Below are 17707 nucleotides of genomic sequence, written 5' to 3'. Positions count from 1 at the left end.
GGTCAGCCCGCGTTCCACAGCCCGGCCGCGAGCCGCGCGCCGTACTGCTCCGGCACGGCCCCCGCGGTGACGCTGGAGAGCCACAGATCGCCCGAGAAGGCGTGCTCCTCCAAGGTCCCCGCCTCCGTGCGCGTGCACGAGAGCACGGTGCCGGATGTCGCGCACGCGAAGCCGGCGGCCTGCAGCGTCGCCTCGGCGACGGGCGCGGCATCCGGAGACACCTTCGCGAGCGTCGACGCCGCGGTCGCTCCGTCGGCGAAGGTCCACCGGCAGCTCACCCGCACCACCGGGGCGAGCGCCTCGGTCAGCGTCGTGACGCTCGTCGCCGACGGGGAGAAGTCCTGCTGCAGCAGGGCGCGCGGGCTCCACGTGAGCTCGGTCCACAGATCCGCCGGGTAGAAGCGGCGGCAGTCGAGGTCGGCGTCCGACTCCGCGGTCTCCAGAGCGGATGCGCGCGCCCCCGTCGTGGGAGCGGCCTGCGGGCCCGACGTCGCTGTGCGCAGCATCTCCCCCGCCCACGTCAGGGTCGCGGGCACGATCGGGATCGACAGCCACACGAGCGCCACCACGACGGCAGCGCAGAGCAGCCCCGCCGGCCATGCCAGCCAGGCGCTGCGCCCAGGAATCCGTGCCACGCCTCCCCCTCTCCCCTCAACGGTACGGCGGGTGCGGCCCGCACCGCCGACCGGCGCGCAGCACGCCCCGGAATGCACGAAGGGCCCCGGCGAACCGGGGCCCTTCGTGTCTAGCGGTCGATCAGTTGTACGACGTGAAGTCGTCGGTGGAGAAGCTGTCGAAGTCGACGTAGCTCAGGTCGGCGTCGCTGTACGCGCCGTCCGAGGCGAAGATGCGGTTGGGGTACCGCTCGCTCTTGGCCTCCTCCGTCGCCTCGACCGTGACATCGCGGTACTTCGCGAGTCCGGTTCCGGCGGGGATGAGCTTTCCGATGATGACGTTCTCCTTGAGGCCGAGCAGCGGGTCGCTCTTGCCCTCCATCGCGGCCTGCGTGAGAACGCGGGTCGTCTCCTGGAAGGAAGCAGCCGACAGCCACGACTCCGTCGCGAGCGACGCCTTTGTGATACCCATCAGCTCCGGACGGCCCGAGGCGGGACGCTTGCCCTCGGCGACGGCCTCGCGGTTGATCGCCTGGTAGCGCTTGAAGTCCACCAGCTCACCCGGGAGCAGCGTCGTGTCGGCGTGGTCGACCACGGTGACCTTGCGCAGCATCTGACGGACGATGACCTCGATGTGCTTGTCGTGGATCGGCACACCCTGCGAGCGGTACACGCCCTGGACGCCGTTCACGAGGTAGCGCTGCACCTCGCGGGCACCCATGACACGCATGACCTCCTTGGGGTCGAGCGTTCCCACCAGGATGGGCTGGCCGACCGTGACGTGCTGGCCGTCCTCGACCAGGAGCGTCGCGCGCTTGAGCACCGGGTAGACGTGCGGCTCGTCGCCGTTGTCGGGCGTCAGGATGACCTTCTTGGCACGGTCGGTCTCATCGATCGTGATGCGTCCGTCGGCCTCCGCGATCGGCGACGCGCCCTTGGGGGTGCGGGCCTCGAAGAGCTCCTGCACGCGGGGAAGACCCTGCGTGATGTCGTCGGCCGAGGCCGAACCACCGGTGTGGAACGTGCGCATCGTGAGCTGCGTTCCGGGCTCGCCGATCGACTGGGCCGCGATGATGCCGACCGCCTCGCCGATGTCGACGAGCTTTCCGGTCGCCAGCGAACGGCCGTAGCAGTTCTGGCAGACGCCGACGGCCGAATCGCACGTGAGCACGGAGCGGACCTTGATCGTCTCGACGCCGGCCTCGACCAGGCGGTTGATGAGCACGTCGCCCACGTCGTCGCCCGCGTCGGCCAGCACCTCGCCCGAGGGCGAGACGACCTGCTCGGCGAGCGAACGCGCGAACACCGAGTTCTCGACGTTCGGGTCCTTCGTGAGCGTGCCGTCGGCACCGACCACGGCGATCGGGAGCTCGAGGCCCTTCGTCGTGCCGCAGTCCTCTTCGCGGATGATGACGTCCTGCGAGACATCCACGAGTCGACGCGTCAGGTACCCCGAGTCGGCCGTACGGAGGGCCGTGTCGGCCAGACCCTTGCGGGCACCGTGCGTCGCGATGAAGTACTCCGCCACCGACAGACCCTCGCGGTACGAGGAGATGATCGGACGGGGGATGATCTCACCCTTGGGGTTGTTCACCAGGCCGCGCATACCCGCGATGTTGCGGATCTGCAGCCAGTTACCACGCGCACCCGACGACACCATGCGGTTGATGGTGTTGTCTTCGGGGAAGTTGTCCCGCATGGCCTTCTGGACCTCGTCGGTCGCCTCGGTCCAGATCTTGATGAGCTCCTGGCGACGCTCGGCGTCGGTCGTGAGGCCCTTCTCGAACTGGTCCTGCGCCTTGGCGGCCTTCTTCTCGTGCTTCGCGACGATCTCGCCCTTGTTGGGGGGCGTGAGCACGTCGGAGAGCGCGACCGTCACACCGGAGCGCGTGGCCCAGTAGAAGCCCGCGTCCTTGATCCGGTCGAGGGAGGCGGCGACCTCCACCTTGGGATACTCCTCGGCGAGCTTGTTGACGATCTGCGACAGCTTGCCCTTGTCGGCCTGCTCGCGCACGAACGGGTAGCCCTTGGGGAGCGTGTCGTTGAAGATCGCCTGACCGAGCGAGGTCTCCACGAGACCGTTGCGCTCGTACGCCTCGATCGTCTCGGGCGTCTCGCCCTCGGACTCGAGGAAGGTGAGCCCGGGGATGCGGATGCGCGCCTTCGCCTGCAGGTCGAGCGTGCCCTCGTCGCGAGCCAGGATGGCCTCGCCGACCGAGCCGAACGCACGACCCTCGCCCTTCGCACCCGGCTTGACCGTGGTCAGGTGGTGCAGACCGATGATCATGTCCTGCGAAGGCAGGGTGACCGGACGGCCGTCGGAGGGCTTGAGGATGTTGTTCGACGCGAGCATCAGGATGCGCGCCTCGGCCTGCGCCTCCACCGACAGCGGAAGGTGGACGGCCATCTGGTCGCCGTCGAAGTCCGCGTTGAACGCGGCGCAGACGAGCGGGTGCAGCTGGATCGCCTTGCCCTCCACGAGCTGCGGCTCGAAGGCCTGGATGCCCAGGCGGTGCAGCGTGGGCGCGCGGTTGAGCAGCACGGGACGCTCGCGGATGATCTCCTCGAGCACGTCCCAGACCTCGGGACGCGTGCGCTCGACGGCGCGCTTGGCGGCCTTGATGTTCTGCGAGTGACCGAGGTCGATGAGGCGCTTGATCACGAACGGCTTGAACAGCTCGAGAGCCATCTGCTTGGGCAGACCGCACTGGTGGAGCTTCAGCTGGGGCCCGACGATGATGACCGAACGGCCCGAGTAGTCGACGCGCTTTCCGAGCAGGTTCTGACGGAAGCGGCCCTGCTTGCCCTTGAGCATGTCGGACAGCGACTTCAGCGCGCGGTTGCCGGTACCGGTGACGGGGCGACCACGGCGACCGTTGTCGAACAGGGCGTCGACGGCCTCCTGCAGCATCCGCTTCTCGTTGTTGACGATGATCTCGGGGGCGCCGAGGTCGATCAGACGACGAAGACGGTTGTTGCGGTTGATCACGCGGCGGTACAGGTCGTTCAGGTCGGACGTCGCGAAACGGCCTCCGTCGAGCTGCACCATCGGACGAAGCTCCGGCGGGATCACCGGGACGACGTCGAGCACCATCGAGGCCGGGCTCATGCCCGTCGCGAGGAACGAGTTGACGACCTTCAGTCGCTTGATCGCACGGATCTTGCGCTGGCCCTTGCCCTCGGAGATCTGCAGGTGCAGGTCCTCGGACTCCTTGGCCAGGTCGAACGCCTCGAGACGGCGCTTGATCGACTCCGCACCCATGTAGGCCTCGAAGTACTGGCCGAAGCGGTCCTGGAGCTCGTGGAAGATCTCGTCCTCGCCCTTGAGCGAGCCGACCTCGAGGTTGCGGAAGTCCTCCCACACCTTCTCGAGACGGATGATCTGGTCGTCGGCACCCTTGCGGATGAGCGACATCTCCTTCTCGGCGGCGTCCTTGACCTTCTTCTTCTGGTCGGCCTTGGCGCCCTCCTCCTCCAGCGCCGCGAGCTCGGTCTCGAGCTTCGCGAGGCGGTCGGCGATCTTCGAATCGCGGCGGTCGCCGAGGTTCTTGATCTCGAGGCGGATGTTGTTCTCGTGCGTCGGCAGGTCGCGGTGACGCGCCTCCTCGTCGACCGAGATCACCATGTAGGCGGCGAAGTAGATGACCTTCTCGAGGTCCTTCGGCGCCATGTCGAGCAGGTACCCGAGGCGCGAGGGCACGCCCTTGAAGTACCAGATGTGCGTGACGGGCGCGGCGAGCTCGATGTGGCCCATGCGCTCACGACGGACGGAGGACTTGGTGACCTCCACGCCGCAGCGCTCGCAGACGATGCCCTTGAAGCGGACGCGCTTGTACTTGCCGCACGCGCACTCCCAGTCACGGGACGGTCCGAAGATCTGCTCTCCGAACAGGCCGTCCTTCTCGGGCTTCAGCGTGCGGTAGTTGATGGTTTCGGGCTTCTTGACCTCGCCGAACGACCAACGACGGATGTCGTCGGCGGTGGCGAGACCGATGCGAAGCTGATCGAAAGTGTTTGATTCGAGCACTGGTTCTCCTGTGTCGGAATTCTGTTCGTTGCCGGGTGCCGGGTCAGATCTCGTCGATGGACGAGGACTCGAAGCGGCTGGAGATGTTGATGCCGAGCTCTTCCGCCGCGCGGAACGCGTCGTCGTCGGTGTCGCGGAGGTTGACCGCCGTGCCGTCCGCCGAGAGGACCTCGACGTTCAGGCAGAGCGACTGCATCTCCTTCATGAGGACCTTGAACGATTCCGGGATGCCGGGCTCCTGGATGTTCTCGCCCTTGACGATCGCCTCGTAGACCTTGACGCGGCCGAGGATGTCGTCGGACTTGATCGTGAGGAGCTCCTGCAGCGCGTACGCGGCACCGTAGGCCTCGAGGGCCCACACCTCCATCTCGCCGAACCGCTGGCCGCCGAACTGGGCCTTACCGCCCAGGGGCTGCTGCGTGATCATCGAGTAGGGGCCCGTCGAACGCGCGTGGATCTTGTCGTCGACGAGGTGGTGCAGCTTCAGGATGTACATGTAGCCGACCGAGATCGGTGCCGGGAACGGCTCGCCGGAGCGGCCGTCGAACAGCAGCGTCTTGCCCGTGGAGTCGATCAGGCGGTCGCCGTCGCGGGTGGGCGTCGTCGAGTCGAGCAGACCCGCGATCTCCGCCTCGAACGCGCCGTCGAACACCGGGGTCGCGACCTTCGTGCCGGCGGGCGCCTGACGGGCCTCGTCGGGCAGGCTCACGGCCCACTCCGGCGTGCCTTCGACGTTCCAGCCCTGCTTCGCGATCCATCCGAGGTGCAGCTCGAGCACCTGGCCGAAGTTCATTCGACCCGGGATGCCGAGCGGGTTCAGGATGACCTGGACCGGCGTGCCGTCCGCGAGGAAGGGCATGTCCTCGACGGGGAGGATCTTCGCGATGACGCCCTTGTTGCCGTGGCGACCCGCGAGCTTGTCGCCCTCGGTGATCTTGCGCTTCTGGGCGATGTAGACCACGACGCGGCGGTTGACGCCCGAGCCGAGCTCGTCGTCGCCGTCCTCGGCGTTGAACTCCTTGACCGCGATGATCGTGCCCTGCTCGCCGTGGGGCACCTTCAGCGACGTGTCGCGGACCTCGCGGCTCTTCTCGTTGAAGATCGCGCGGAGCAGGCGCTCCTCGGCCGACAGCTCGGTCTCGCCCTTGGGCGTGACCTTGCCGACGAGGATGTCGCCGGGGCGGACCTCGGCGCCGATGCGGATGATGCCGCGCTCGTCGAGGTCCTTCAGCAGGTCGGGGCTCACGTTGGGGAGGTCACGGGTGATCTCCTCCTTGCCGAGCTTCGTGTCGCGGGCGTCCACCTCGTACTCCTCGATGTGGATCGAGGAGAGGGTGTCGTCCTTCACGAGGTCCTGGCTGAGGATGATCGCGTCCTCGAAGTTGTGGCCCTCCCACGTCATGAACGCGACGAGGAGGTTCTTGCCGAGCGCGAGCTCGCCGTTCTCCGTCGCCGGACCATCCGCGATGACCTCGCCCTTCTCGACGCGCTCGCCGGCCGAGACCACGACGCGCTGGTTGTACGACGTGCCCTGGTTGGAGCGGTCGAACTTGCGCAGGAAGTAGTCCTGGGTGCCGCCCTCGTCGAGCTGCACCGTGACGACGTCTGCCGAGACCTCGACGACGACGCCGGGCTTGTCGGCCGTGACGACGTCACCGGCGTCGATGGCCGCGAAGCCCTCCATGCCCGTGCCGACGACCGGCGACTCCGAACGCAGGAGCGGAACGGCCTGACGCTGCATGTTGGCACCCATGAGGGCGCGGTTCGCGTCGTCGTGCTCGAGGAACGGGATGAGCGACGTCGCGACCGAGACCATCTGGCGCGGCGAGACATCCATGTAGCCGATCTCGTCGGCGTGGAACAGGTCGACCTCGCCACCCTGACCGCGACGGGCGAGCACGCGCTCCTGCGCGAAGCTGCCGTCGGCCTTCAGCTCGACACCGGCCTGGGCGACGATGAAGTCGCTCTCCTCGGATGCCGTGAGGTAGTCGATCTGGTCGCTGACCTTGCCGTCGACGACCTTGCGGTACGGCGTCTCGATGAAGCCGAACGCGTTGATGCGCGCGAACGACGCGAGCGAGCCGATCAGGCCGATGTTCGGGCCTTCCGGGGTCTCGATGGGGCACATGCGGCCGTAGTGCGACGGGTGGACGTCACGGACCTCGACGCCGGCGCGCTCACGCGACAGACCACCGGGGCCGAGCGCCGACAGGCGACGCTTGTGGGTCAGACCCGCGAGCGGGTTGTTCTGATCCATGAACTGCGACAGCTGCGACGTTCCGAAGAACTCCTTGATCGCGGCGACGACCGGACGCACGTTGATGAGCGTCTGGGGCGTGATCGCCTCGATGTCCTGAGTGGTCATGCGCTCGCGGACGACGCGCTCCATGCGGGACAGACCCGTGCGGACCTGGTTCTGGATGAGCTCGCCGACGGCGCGGATGCGGCGGTTGCCGAAGTTGTCGATGTCGTCGACGTCGAGACGGATCTCGGCGGGCTGTCCGCCGCGGATGCCGTCGAACGTCGTGTCACCGCGGTGCAGGCGCACGAGGTACTTGATCGTCGCGACGATGTCGTCGACGGTCAGCACCGAGTCGCTCAGCGGGCCGGCGAGACCGAGCTTCTGGTTGATCTTGTAGCGACCCACCTTCGCCAGGTCGTAGCGCTTCGGGTTGAAGTAGAAGTTGTCCAGGAGCGCGCGGGCGGCCTCGGCGGCGACCTGCTCGCCCGGACGGAGCTTGCGGTAGATGTCGCGGAGCGCGTCTTCCTTCGTGAGGATGGCGTCCTTGGAGAGCGTCTCCTCGATCGAGTCGAAGCCGGCGAACTCGTTGAGGATGTCCTCCGAGGTCAGACCGAGCGCCTTGAGGAAGACCGTGACGGACTGCTTGCGCTTGCGGTCGATGCGCACGCCGACCTGGTCGCGCTTGTCGATCTCGAACTCGAGCCACGCACCGCGGCTGGGGATGACGCGCGCCGAGACGATGTCCTTGTCGGACGTCTTGTCGGGGGTCTTGTCGAAGTAGACGCCGGGCGAACGCACGAGCTGCGACACGACGACACGCTCGGTGCCGTTGATGATGAACGTGCCCTTGTCGGTCTGGAGCGGGAAGTCGCCCATGAAGACCGTCTGGGTCTTGATCTCACCGGTCTGGTGGTTCATGAACTCGGCCTCGACGTACAGCGGCGCGGCGTACGTCTTGCCGCGCTCCTTGCACTCGTCGATGGAGTACTTCTCCGGCTCGAGGTACGGGTTGGTGAAGCTCAGCTGCATCGTCTCGCTGAGATCTTCGATCGGCGAGATCTCCTCGAAGATCTCCTCGAGTCCGCTGATCTCGGGAACGTCGGTGCGGCCTTCCGCCTTGGCGGCGTCGACACGCTCCTTCCACGCTTCGTTGCCGACGAGCCAATCGAATGACTCGGTCTGCAGCGCGAGAAGGTCGGGGACCGTCAGCGTGTCGGAGATCTTGGCGAACGAGAGGCGGGAAGCTCCGCGTCCGTTCTTGAGGGTGGTGGGGTTGGATGCGTTGCGCGCAGCAGCCAAGGGGATTACCTCCGTGGGCCCGAAAGGGCACTGTCCTTGTCGTCAGGTGATGTGCTCTCATCCCCGAAACCCGCGCGTCAACCCCCACGTTTCAAGGAAGGGGAGCGCAGGCACAGCCGACCACCATATGAGGGCAGGGGGAATCCAAGAGCGCAACTACCCACTATAGTTCCGATGTTGCGACATGGCAAGCCGGAATCTTGACGAGTTTCGGAAGCTGCGGTATAACGCGAGGGATCGGCGTGTTTCCGGGCCCTGCGAGACGTTCAGTGCGCCGGGCGGGCGTGCCGGAAGCGCAGCCTCGTGCCCGGCCGGGCCTGGGCGAGGAGGTCGAGCGAGGCATCCGTCGCCGCGGCGATCACCGGGTAGCCGCCGGTGACCGGACCGTCGGCGAGCAGCACGACCGGCCGTCCGCTCGGCGGCACCTGGAGGGCTCCGGGCACCATGCCCTCGCTCGGCAGCTCGCCCGTCCGCCGGCGCTCGAGCACGGGTCCGTCCAGTCGCATCCCCACGCGGTCGGCGTCGTTCGTCACGGTCCAGATCGCGTCGAAGAGCGCCTCCCGAGCGGATGCCGTGAACCACTCCGCCCGCGGACCCGGGCCGAGCTCGATCTCGAGCTCGTCGTCGTGCGGCGCCCCCCACGGTGCGATGCCGGCGGCCGGGATCGGGGCCTCGGCCACCCCGACGGCCAGGTCGTCGCCGGCGCGGAGCCGGGCGGGGCCGAGCCCGGCGAGCACGTCGGTCGCGCGGGAGCCGAGCACGGCGGGGCCTGCGATGCCGCCGCGCACCGCGAGATACGCCCGCGCTCCGTGGTCGAACCAGTCGAGGCGCAGCTCCGTGCCCGCCGGCCACGCGTGGGCCTCGTAGGGGTCGACGTCGCGGCCGTCGAGCAGCATCCGCCCCCACGCCCCCGCGACCGCGAACCAGCCGTCGCGCAGCGCGACGACACGCAGACCGCCCATCGTGACCTCGATCCCGGCGGCGGTCTCCGCATTGCCGACGAGTCGGTTCGCGGTGCGCAGCGACGCCCGGTCGAGGGCGCCCGACGATGCGACGCCCAGCGACGCCGCTCCCGGCCGGCCGAGGTCCTGCACCGTGGCGAGGAGGCCAGGCTCGGTGACGCGGAGGGCGGGCTGGGTGTCATGTCCGCCGGCGACCGTCGCCCTCTCATTTCTCCGGAGATCTGCGCTTCGGAGGATGCCCTGCGACGAATCGATCCGAGGAAGCGCGGATCTCCGAGGTTGTGAGACGTCGGCGCGGGCGGCGACCGGGCGGAACCGCACGTGCGTACCGGGTGCGAGGAGGGCGGGGGATGCGGCATCCGGATCGAACAGCACGGCATCCGTCGTCGCGATGAGTCGCCACCCGCCCGGGGTCTCGCGCGGGTACGCGCCGGTGAAGCCCGCCGCGAGGCCGACCGCCCCGGCCGGGACGCGGGTGCGGGGCGTCTCGAGCCGCGGGACGTCGAACGGCCAGTCCTCGCTCACGAGGTAGCCGAACCCGGGTGCGAAGCCCGTGAAGGCCACGGTCCACTCCGCCTCGGAGTGCCGCCGCGCGAGGTCGTCGGTCGAGAGGCCGAGGAGCGCCGCGGTCTCGCCGAGATCCGCTCCGTCGTAGGTCGCATCGAGCTCGACGACGCGGGGCGGGGCGGGGACGGATGCCGCGGCATCCGGCGCCCGCTCGATCCACGAGCGGGCCGCGGCGAGCGCGAGCACACGCGGATCGACCCGCACGAGCACGGTCCGCGCGGCCGGGACGAGGTCGACGACCCCTTCGGGTCGGGATGCCTCGAGCCGCGCGTGCAGCGCAAGCACCTCCTCGAGGGAGTCGACCTCGACGAGCACGGCCCGCTCGCCCATCGGGAGGATCGTCACCACGGCGCCCGCACGTCGATCCCGCCGTCGTCGAGCGCGGCGCGGACGGCGCGGGCCATCGCGACGGCGGCCGGGGAATCGCCGTGGAGGCAGAGCGACACGGCCCGGGCCTCGACGACCGAGCCGTCGACGGCGGTCACGGTGCCCTCGCGCGCCAGCCGGAGGGCGCGTTCGGCCACGAGCTGCGGATCGCTCAGCACCGCGCCGTCGGCCGAACGCGGCACGAGCCCTCCTCCCGGGAGGTAGCCGCGGTCGAGGAACGCCTCGCGGGCGAACGGGAGGCCGGCGCGGGCGGCGGCGCGTTCGATCTCGCCGTCGAGGCCGAGCACGGGGAGCGTGCGACCGAGCCGCTCGGCCAGGTCGGCGACGGCCGCCGCGACGGCGCCCGCCTGCTCCCTGCTCTCGCGCACCGCGTGGTACAGCGCTCCGTGCGGCTTGACGTAGCGCACGTCGGCTCCCGCCGACACCAGGGCCGCCAGCTGCCGCGCCACCTCCGCCCGCAGCTCCGCCGGATCGGGATCGAGCCGCACGCGGCCGAAGTTCGCGGCATCCGCGTACGAGGGATGCGCGCCGACGGCGACGCCGAAGCGGGCGGAGCGCGACGCGGCATCCCGCATCGACTCCACGTCGCCGGCATGCCCGCCGCACGCGATCGAGGCGCTCGAGACGACAGCGAACATCGCCTCGTCGTCGGCCGTGGGCACGCCGCCCACGGTCTCGCCGAGGTCGGCGTTCAGGTCGATCGCGCGCATGCCCCCACGGTATCGCCGCCCGCGGAGTGTTTCGGCTCGGTAAAGGCTGCGCCGGGCGGGTGCGGGGCGGGCCCGCGCGGGGCAGGATGGTCGCATGCCCTCTGCCGAACGCCGCTCCACGACGTCGCCTCTGCTCCAGGTGCGCGACGTCGCCGTCGACTTCCACACGATGGACGGCGCCGTCCACGCCGTGGAGGGCGTCGACATCGACCTCGCGCAGGGCGAGACCCTCGCGATCGTCGGCGAGTCGGGCTCGGGCAAGTCGACCACCGCCATGGCGGTCATCGGGCTCCTCCCCGGCAACGGCAAGGTCGTCAGCGGCAGCATCCTGCTCGAGGGCGAAGAGCTGGTGGGCGCATCGGAGCGCGTCATGCGCGGCATCCGGGGACGCTCGATCGGCCTCGTGCCCCAGGACCCGATGTCGAACCTGAACCCGGTCGCGAAGATCGGCACCCAGGTGGCCGAAGCGCTGCTCGCGCACGGTCTCGCCACCAAGAAGGACGTCGATCGCAAGGTCATCGAGACCCTCGCCGCCGCCGGCCTCCCCGATGCCGAGAAGCGCGCGAAGCAGTACCCGCACGAGTTCTCCGGCGGCATGCGTCAGCGCGCGCTCATCGCGATGGGCCTGGCCTGCAATCCGAAGCTCCTCATCGCCGACGAGCCCACGAGCGCGCTCGACGTCACGGTGCAGAAGACGATCCTCGATCAGCTCGAGCGCATGACGGGCGAGCTCGGCACCGCGCTCATGCTCATCACCCACGACCTGGGCCTGGCGGCCGAGCGTGCGCAGCGGGTCGTGGTGATGCACCGCGGACGCATCGTCGAGCAGGGGCCCGCGCTGCAGATCCTCGAAGACCCGCAGCAGCCGTACACGCAGGCGCTGGTGCGCGCCGCGCCGTCGGTCACCGCCGTGCGGCTGCGGCCCGAGGCGTTCCGCCGACCCGACCCCCACGCCTCGGTCGTGGTGAGCGATCGGGCGACCGAAGGCGCCCCGGCCCCGGCATCAGCCCCCTCCCCGGCATCCGCCCCCGACAACATCGTCGAGGTCGAAGGGCTCACGAAGGTCTTCCCGATCCGCGGGCAGAAGGAGCCCTTCGTCGCCGTGAAGGACGTCTCGTTCGTCGTGCCGCGCGGGGAGACGGTCGCGATCGTCGGCGAATCGGGATCGGGCAAGACGACCACGGCGCGCATGCTGCTCAAGGTGATCGACCCCACGAGCGGGGCCATGCGCTTCGAGGGGCAGGATGTCGCGAAGCTCAAGGGCCGCCAGCTGAGCGACTTCCGCCAGAAGGTGCAGCCGATCTTCCAGGACCCGTACTCCTCGCTGAACCCCATGTTCACGATCGGGCGGATCATCCAGGAGCCGCTCGACTTCTACAAGCGGGGCTCGACGAAGGATCGGGAGAAGCGCGTCCGGCAGCTGCTCGACGACGTCGCCCTCCCGCAGGCGATGGCGAACCGCTATCCGTCGGAGCTCTCCGGAGGGCAGCGCCAGCGCGTCGCGATCGCCCGCGCCCTCGCCCTCTCGCCCGAGCTCATCGTGTGCGACGAGCCCGTGTCGGCCCTCGACGTGCTCGTGCAGGACCAGATCCTGCGGCTGCTCGGCGACCTGCAGCGCGAGTACGGGCTCAGCTACCTCTTCATCTCGCACGACCTGGCCGTCGTGCGCCTCATCTCGGACTGGGTGTGCGTCATGAAGAACGGCGAGCTCGTCGAGGCGGCCTCGAGCGAGGAGATCTTCACGAACCCGCGCGACCCGTACACGCGTCGGCTGCTCGCCTCGATCCCCGGCAACGAGCTCGACATCGCCGTCTGACCGCAGCTCACCCTGCGCCGGGGCATCCGTTCACCCCCACGGCAGGCGATCTGCCCGGCACAGGCTGGTTTCACCCAGATCGCCCTGTCGCGGGCGAACTGCCTGTTCTCGGCGACGCGAACATGCCGGCCTTCCCGTCCGCTCTCCGCAGGCGACCCGCCGAGGCAGGCTGCAGCAGCGGGCCGGTCGAGGGTCAGCGCCCGCGGGTCCGGGGGTCCATCGCCTCCCGCAGCGCCTCGCCGAGGAGCGTGAAGCCGAGCGCCGTGATCGTGATGCACAGGCCGGGGAGGAACGCGAGCCACGGGTTGACCGCCAGCTCGAGCTGCGCGTAGGTGAGCATCCGGCCCCACTCGGCCGTCTGCGGCAGCGTGCCGCCCAGGCCCAGGTACGACAGCGCCGCGGCCTCGATGACCGCCGTCGCGAGCGACAGCGTGCCCTGCACGATGACGGGCCCGACGGCATTGGGCAGCACGTGCGACATCGTGATCTTGCCGCGACCGAGCCCCAGGGTCTGAGCGGAGAGCACGTAGTCGGCCGAGCGCTGCTGCAGCATCGATGCGCGCAGCAGGCGCGCGAAGATCGGCACCTGCGCGACACCGATGGCGATCATGACCGACCATTGGCTCTGGCCGAGGATCGCGGCGATCGACACCGCCAGCAGCAGCGAGGGGATCGACAGCAGGATGTCGACGATGCGCATGATGAGCGTGTCGACCCACCCGCCGAACGTCGCGGCGAGCAGCCCGAGGATCATGCCGCCGAGCAGTCCGAGCGCGGTGGAGACGACGCCGATCGTGAGCGACGCCTGCGCGCCCCAGATGAGCTTGGAGAGCAGGTCGCCGCCGAAGCGGTCGAGGCCCAGCGGGAAGCCGGGGATCTCGCCCGGACCGGGGATGTCGGTGGGCGTGATGTACTTCTGGCCCGGGAGCTCGAGCGGGCCGTACGGCGCCAGCACCGGCGCCAGCGCGGCGACGAGCAGGAAGAGCCCGATGATGATGGCGCCGACCCACGCGCTGGGGTTGCGGCGGAGGCGGCGCAGCACGTCGCGCCAGAACCCGCCGGCGCCGGACTTCGCCTCGAGCAGCTGGTGGTCGACGATCGCGTTGTCGTCGACGGGTCCGCCGCTGGGGGCGGGAGGCAGGATGCTGGAACTCACTGGACCCTCACTCTCGGGTCGATGAAGCTGTAGGAGACGTCGACCGCGAGGTTCACGAGCGCGTAGAGCAGCGCGATGAACAGCACGAACGCCTGGATGACGGGGAAGTCGCGCGTGAAGATGGCCCGCGCGAGGAACGACCCGATGCCGGGATAGGCGAACACGGTCTCGGTGAGGACGGCGCCGGAGAGGATGAGGCCGACCTGGAGGCCCACCGTCGTCACGACGGGGAGGAGCGCGTTGCGCAGCACGAAACGCCCGCGGATCGTGCCCCGGGAAACGCCTTTGGCCATGCCGGTGCGCACGTAGTCGGCGTTCTGCACCTCGAGCACGGAGGCCCGGGTGATGCGCACGATGATCGCGAGGGGGATGGTGGCCAGGGCGACGCCCGGAAGGATCAGGTGGAGGAACGCGTCCCACGCGGCATCCCACTCCCCCGTGATGATGCCGTCGAGGACGTAGAGATTCGTATAGTGCGTCGCGTCTATCCGCGGATTCTGCCGCCCGTCCGACGGCAGCCAGCGCAGCTGCACCGCGAAGACCCACTTGAGGATGAACGCGAGGAAGAACACCGGGATCGTGATGCCGATGAGGGAGGCTCCGACGGCGATGTGATCGGATGCCTTGCCGTGCCGGCGAGCGGCCCAGTAGCCGAGCGGGATGCCGATGCCGATGGCCAGCACGATCGCGAAGACCGACAGCTCGAACGTCGCCGGGAAGCGACGCGTGAACTCCTCCAGCACCGGGCGCTGCGTCTGGATCGAGTTGCCGAAGTCACCCGAGAGGAGGCGTCCCATCCAGGTGACGTACTGGGCGATGAGAGGTTCGTTGAACCCGTAGAGCTCGTTGATCTCGGCGATGCGCTCCGGCGTCGCGCGCTCGCCCAGCAGCGCGACGGCGGGCCCGCCGGGCAGCGCACGCACCCAGAAGAACAGCAGGAGGGTCAGCCCGAACAGGGTCGGGATGAGCAGCAGCAGTCTTCTGCCTATGGTGCGCAGCACGTGTGGGGCTCCGTGGGATCAGGGACGTCGGGGACGGGGTGCGGATGCCGCGACCCTGCGCCTCGGTGAGGCGTCGGGCCGCGGCATCCGCGTCGGCCTGGCTTACTCGCTCAGCTCGACCAGGTTGTAGACCTCGTCCTGCACGGGGCTGGCCGGGTAGCTCGTCACCCGCGCGTCGAACGCGAGCGTGGGAACCGGGTGGGCGAGCGGGACGCCGGGCAGGAACTGCATGATCTGCTCGTTGATCGCCTTGTACGCCGTGCTCTGCTCCTCCTCCGTCGCGAGGCCGCGGGCCTCGGTCAGGGCCGAGAAGAGCTCCGCGTTGTCGAAGCCCCACTCGTTGGAGGCTGCACCGAAGAACGTCCCCACGAAGTTGTCGGGGTCGTTGTAGTCGCCCGTCCAGCCGAGGAGGTGGATGCCGTGGTCCGACCCGCCCTGGATGAGGTCGAGGTACTCCACCCACTCGTTCGTGACCGGGTTGAGCACGATCCCGACCGCTTCGAGCTGGCTCGAGAGGTTCGTGAAGATCTGCTCCGGGTTGGGCATGTAGGGCCGCGAGATGTTCACCGGGTAGTTGAACGTGATCGTGAGCGGGTTCGCCTCGGTGTAGCCGGCCTCCGCGAGGAGGGCCTTGGCCGCGTCGGGGTCGTACGCGTACTCGGTGACGCTGTCGTTCCAGCCGATGACCGACGGCGGCATGAACTGCGTCGCCGCCTCGGTGCCCTCGGGCAGGATCTGCGTGATGAGGGCGTCCTTGTCGATCGCCTGCGCGATGGCCTGACGCACCTTGACGTCGCTCAGACCGGGAGCGGCCTGGTTCATCGCGAGGTAGAGCACGTTGAACGGCGCACGGTTGATCAGCGTGTAGCCCGAGTCCTCGAGCGAGGCGAGGTCGGCGGGGGCGACGAGGTCGTAACCGTCGATGCTTCCCGACTCGAGCGCCTGACGACGAGCGGTGGTGTCGCCGATCACCTTGAAGATGATCTCCTCGACGACGCCCTGCTCACCCCAGTAGTCGGGGTTGGCCTTCAGGATGACCTGCTCGCCCGGGGCGGACGACTCGAACACGAAGGGTCCGGTGCCGGTCGGGTGACCCTGGCCGTACTCGCTCTGGATGGGCGCTTCGTCGGTGCCCCCGACCTCGTCGGCCTTGAACTCCTCGAGGGCCGCGGGGCTCTGGATGGAGAAGGAGGGCAGCGACAGCGACGGGATGAAGCCGGCGAAGGGCTGCTTCAGCGTGATCGTCGCCTGGTAGTCGCTGTCGGCGGTGCAGCTGTCGTAGATCGAGTCGGCGCCGAAGCCGCGCATGATGACGCCCCAGTAGTACGCCATGCTCTGCGACGCCGCGACACCCGTGAAGGCGTTCTGACGGTCGAAGTTGAAGCAGACCGCTTCGGCATTGAAGTCGGTGCCGTCGTGGAACTTGACGCCTTCCTCGAGGGTGAAGACGTAGGTGGTGTCGTCCGGCTGCTCCCAGCTCTTGGCGAGGAGCGGGGCGGGGTCGGCCGTGCCCGGAGCCGTACCGACGAGCCCCTCGAACATCTGGCGCGCGACGCGGAACGTCTCGCCGTCGCTCGCGAACGCGGGGTCGAAGCTGGCCGGGTCGCCGGAGGATCCGAACACGAAGGTCGTGTCGACGTCGCCCGCGCCTTCGCCCGAGTCGCCGCCGTCTTCGCGCTGGCTCGTGCAGGCCGTGAGTGCGAGCGCGCCGATGGCGACGGCCGCGACGCCGGCGAGGACGCGCTTCCTGGTTCTGTGGAGCATGCTGTGCACCTTCCGGATGGAGCAGGGCGGAGGCATGACAGCATCCGTCCCCGCGTAGGGATGATGGGTCGACGCTACCTGTGTGAACGCTGAGCGTCGGTTACGCGTTTGTCTCGATCGTGTTTCGATGACGTCGGATGCGTCGGAGCCGCCGGATTGCTCACCTCCTCGGCATCCAGCCTCGCAATCTGCGCACCCGGCGCATCGGGATAGCGTTGACGCATGGCGAGGGCCCGGCACGAACCCAGCGCGTATCCGCAGACCCGGCTCTCGGACGGCACGATCGCCCGCATCGTCCCCTCGGGCTTCACCACCGGGTACGAGCTCGACGTCGACGGCACTCCGCAATCGCACGTCGACCTCGACGATCCGACGCACCTGCACTTCGAGTACATCGGGCGCATGGGCGCGGTCATCGACCAGCTCCGGATGCCGAGGCAGCCCCTCACCGCGGTGCACCTGGGTGCCGGCGCCCTCACGATCCCGCGTTACATCGAGGCGAGGCGACCGGGCTCTCGACAGCAGGTGATCGAGCTCGAGCAAGCGCTCGTCGACCTCGTGCGGGAGCATCTCCCCCTCCCCCGCGGAGCCTCGATCCGCACCCGGATCGGCGACGCGCGGGAGGGACTCGGGCGCCTTCCCGACGGGCTCGTCGGCAATGTCGATCTCCTCGTCTCGGACGTCTTCGCGGGCGCGCAGACCCCGGCCCACCTGACGACGATCGAGTTCTACACGACAGCGGCGCGCTTCCTCGCACCGGAGGGCGTGCTGCTGGTCAACGTCGCCGACGGCGCGGGGCTCGCCTTCGCCCGCCGCCAGGTCGCGACGGTGCAGAGCGTCCTCGGCCACGTCGCGATCCTCGCCGAGGTGCAGATGCTGAAGGGACGGCGGTTCGGCAACATCGTCATCGCCGCCTCCCGTTCGCCGCTTCCGACCGAGTGGCTCCCCCGGCTGATGGCGGCAGGGCCGCACCCCGCCAAGGTCGCACAGGGATCCGAGCTGGAGGACTTCGCCCGGGGCGCCCGGCCCGCGACCGACGCCGACGCGACCGACTCGCCCAAGCCCTCGGCGACGCTCTTCGAACGGTGACCGGCGACCCCGGCGTGCCCTCGGGCGCCTGGACGGTGACCGGGGGACACTGGAACGGCGAACCGGTCGCGCG

General features: G+C 69.2%; 10 protein-coding genes. 2 read left to right on the top strand and 8 right to left on the bottom strand.

Annotated elements, in window-relative coordinates; genetic code table 11:
• Window positions 1–2: 2 nt before the first annotated feature.
• The 5 genes from B0B14_RS13685 to B0B14_RS13665 all read right to left on the bottom strand — a co-directional run bounded on the left by B0B14_RS13685 (window position 3) and on the right by B0B14_RS13665 (window position 10808).
• Window positions 3–635 carry a hypothetical protein gene (locus B0B14_RS13685; protein ID WP_076682873.1) on the bottom strand — a complete coding sequence of 211 codons (633 nt, stop codon included), beginning with the start codon at window positions 633–635 and terminating at the stop codon, window positions 3–5.
• A 121-nt stretch (window positions 636–756) separates the two neighbouring features.
• Window positions 757–4641 carry a DNA-directed RNA polymerase subunit beta' gene (gene rpoC / locus B0B14_RS13680; protein WP_076682871.1) on the bottom strand — a complete coding sequence of 1295 codons (3885 nt, stop codon included), beginning with the start codon at window positions 4639–4641 and terminating at the stop codon, window positions 757–759.
• Window positions 4642–4684: 43 nt separating this feature from the next.
• Window positions 4685–8182, bottom strand: a complete 3498-nt coding sequence (locus tag B0B14_RS13675; RefSeq protein WP_076682869.1) for a DNA-directed RNA polymerase subunit beta — start codon at window positions 8180–8182, stop codon at window positions 4685–4687.
• 266 nt (window positions 8183–8448) lie between these two features.
• Complete coding sequence (locus B0B14_RS13670) at window positions 8449–10059, bottom strand: 5-oxoprolinase subunit B/C family protein (protein ID WP_256714395.1); 1611 nt, start codon at window positions 10057–10059, stop codon at window positions 8449–8451.
• On the bottom strand, window positions 10053–10808 hold the full coding sequence (locus B0B14_RS13665) for a 5-oxoprolinase subunit PxpA (protein WP_076682867.1): 756 nt from the start codon (window positions 10806–10808) through the stop codon (window positions 10053–10055). Before B0B14_RS13665 ends, B0B14_RS13670 begins: the two co-directional genes overlap by 7 nt.
• Before the next feature lie 94 nt (window positions 10809–10902).
• On the opposite strand from B0B14_RS13665, the gene B0B14_RS13660 reads away from it, so the two are divergent.
• Entirely contained in the window at window positions 10903–12624 is a 1722-nt protein-coding gene (locus B0B14_RS13660; protein ID WP_076682865.1) for an ABC transporter ATP-binding protein, read from the top strand.
• 193 nt (window positions 12625–12817) lie between these two features.
• Here B0B14_RS13660 and B0B14_RS13655 read toward each other — a convergent pair whose 3' ends face one another.
• The 3 genes from B0B14_RS13655 to B0B14_RS13645 form a co-directional block, all read right to left on the bottom strand.
• Window positions 12818–13780 carry an ABC transporter permease gene (locus B0B14_RS13655; RefSeq protein ID WP_076682863.1) on the bottom strand — a complete coding sequence of 321 codons (963 nt, stop codon included), beginning with the start codon at window positions 13778–13780 and terminating at the stop codon, window positions 12818–12820.
• Entirely contained in the window at window positions 13777–14781 is a 1005-nt protein-coding gene (locus B0B14_RS13650; protein ID WP_076682861.1) for an ABC transporter permease, read from the bottom strand. The genes B0B14_RS13655 and B0B14_RS13650 overlap by 4 nt, the downstream gene beginning before the upstream one ends.
• A 102-nt stretch (window positions 14782–14883) precedes the next feature.
• Complete coding sequence (locus tag B0B14_RS13645) at window positions 14884–16545, bottom strand: ABC transporter substrate-binding protein (RefSeq protein WP_076683572.1); 1662 nt, start codon at window positions 16543–16545, stop codon at window positions 14884–14886.
• A 222-nt stretch (window positions 16546–16767) separates the two neighbouring features.
• On the opposite strand from B0B14_RS13645, the gene B0B14_RS13640 reads away from it, so the two are divergent.
• Window positions 16768–17634, top strand: a complete 867-nt coding sequence (locus B0B14_RS13640) for a spermidine synthase (protein WP_076682859.1) — start codon at window positions 16768–16770, stop codon at window positions 17632–17634.
• Window positions 17635–17707: the final 73 nt, after the last annotated feature.

Origin of the sequence: Microbacterium sp. RU33B (assembly GCF_900155915.1) — a bacterium.
In the GTDB taxonomy this organism is placed as follows: Bacteria; Actinomycetota; Actinomycetes; order Actinomycetales; family Microbacteriaceae; genus Microbacterium.
The sequence above is the reverse complement of the archived record's forward strand: the minus strand, read 5'-3'. Positions and strand labels throughout refer to the sequence as shown.

Bases quoted from the DNA above. Each gene is read 5' to 3' on its own strand.
- B0B14_RS13665 (WP_076682867.1), bottom strand. From the start codon at position 10,808: ATGCGCGCGATCGACCTGAACGCCGACCTCGGCGAGACCGTGGGCGGC.
- B0B14_RS13660 (WP_076682865.1), top strand. From the start codon at position 10,903: ATGCCCTCTGCCGAACGCCGCTCCACGACGTCGCCTCTGCTCCAGGTG.
- B0B14_RS13645 (WP_076683572.1), bottom strand. From the start codon at position 16,545: ATGCTCCACAGAACCAGGAAGCGCGTCCTCGCCGGCGTCGCGGCCGTC.
- B0B14_RS13640 (WP_076682859.1), top strand. From the start codon at position 16,768: ATGGCGAGGGCCCGGCACGAACCCAGCGCGTATCCGCAGACCCGGCTC.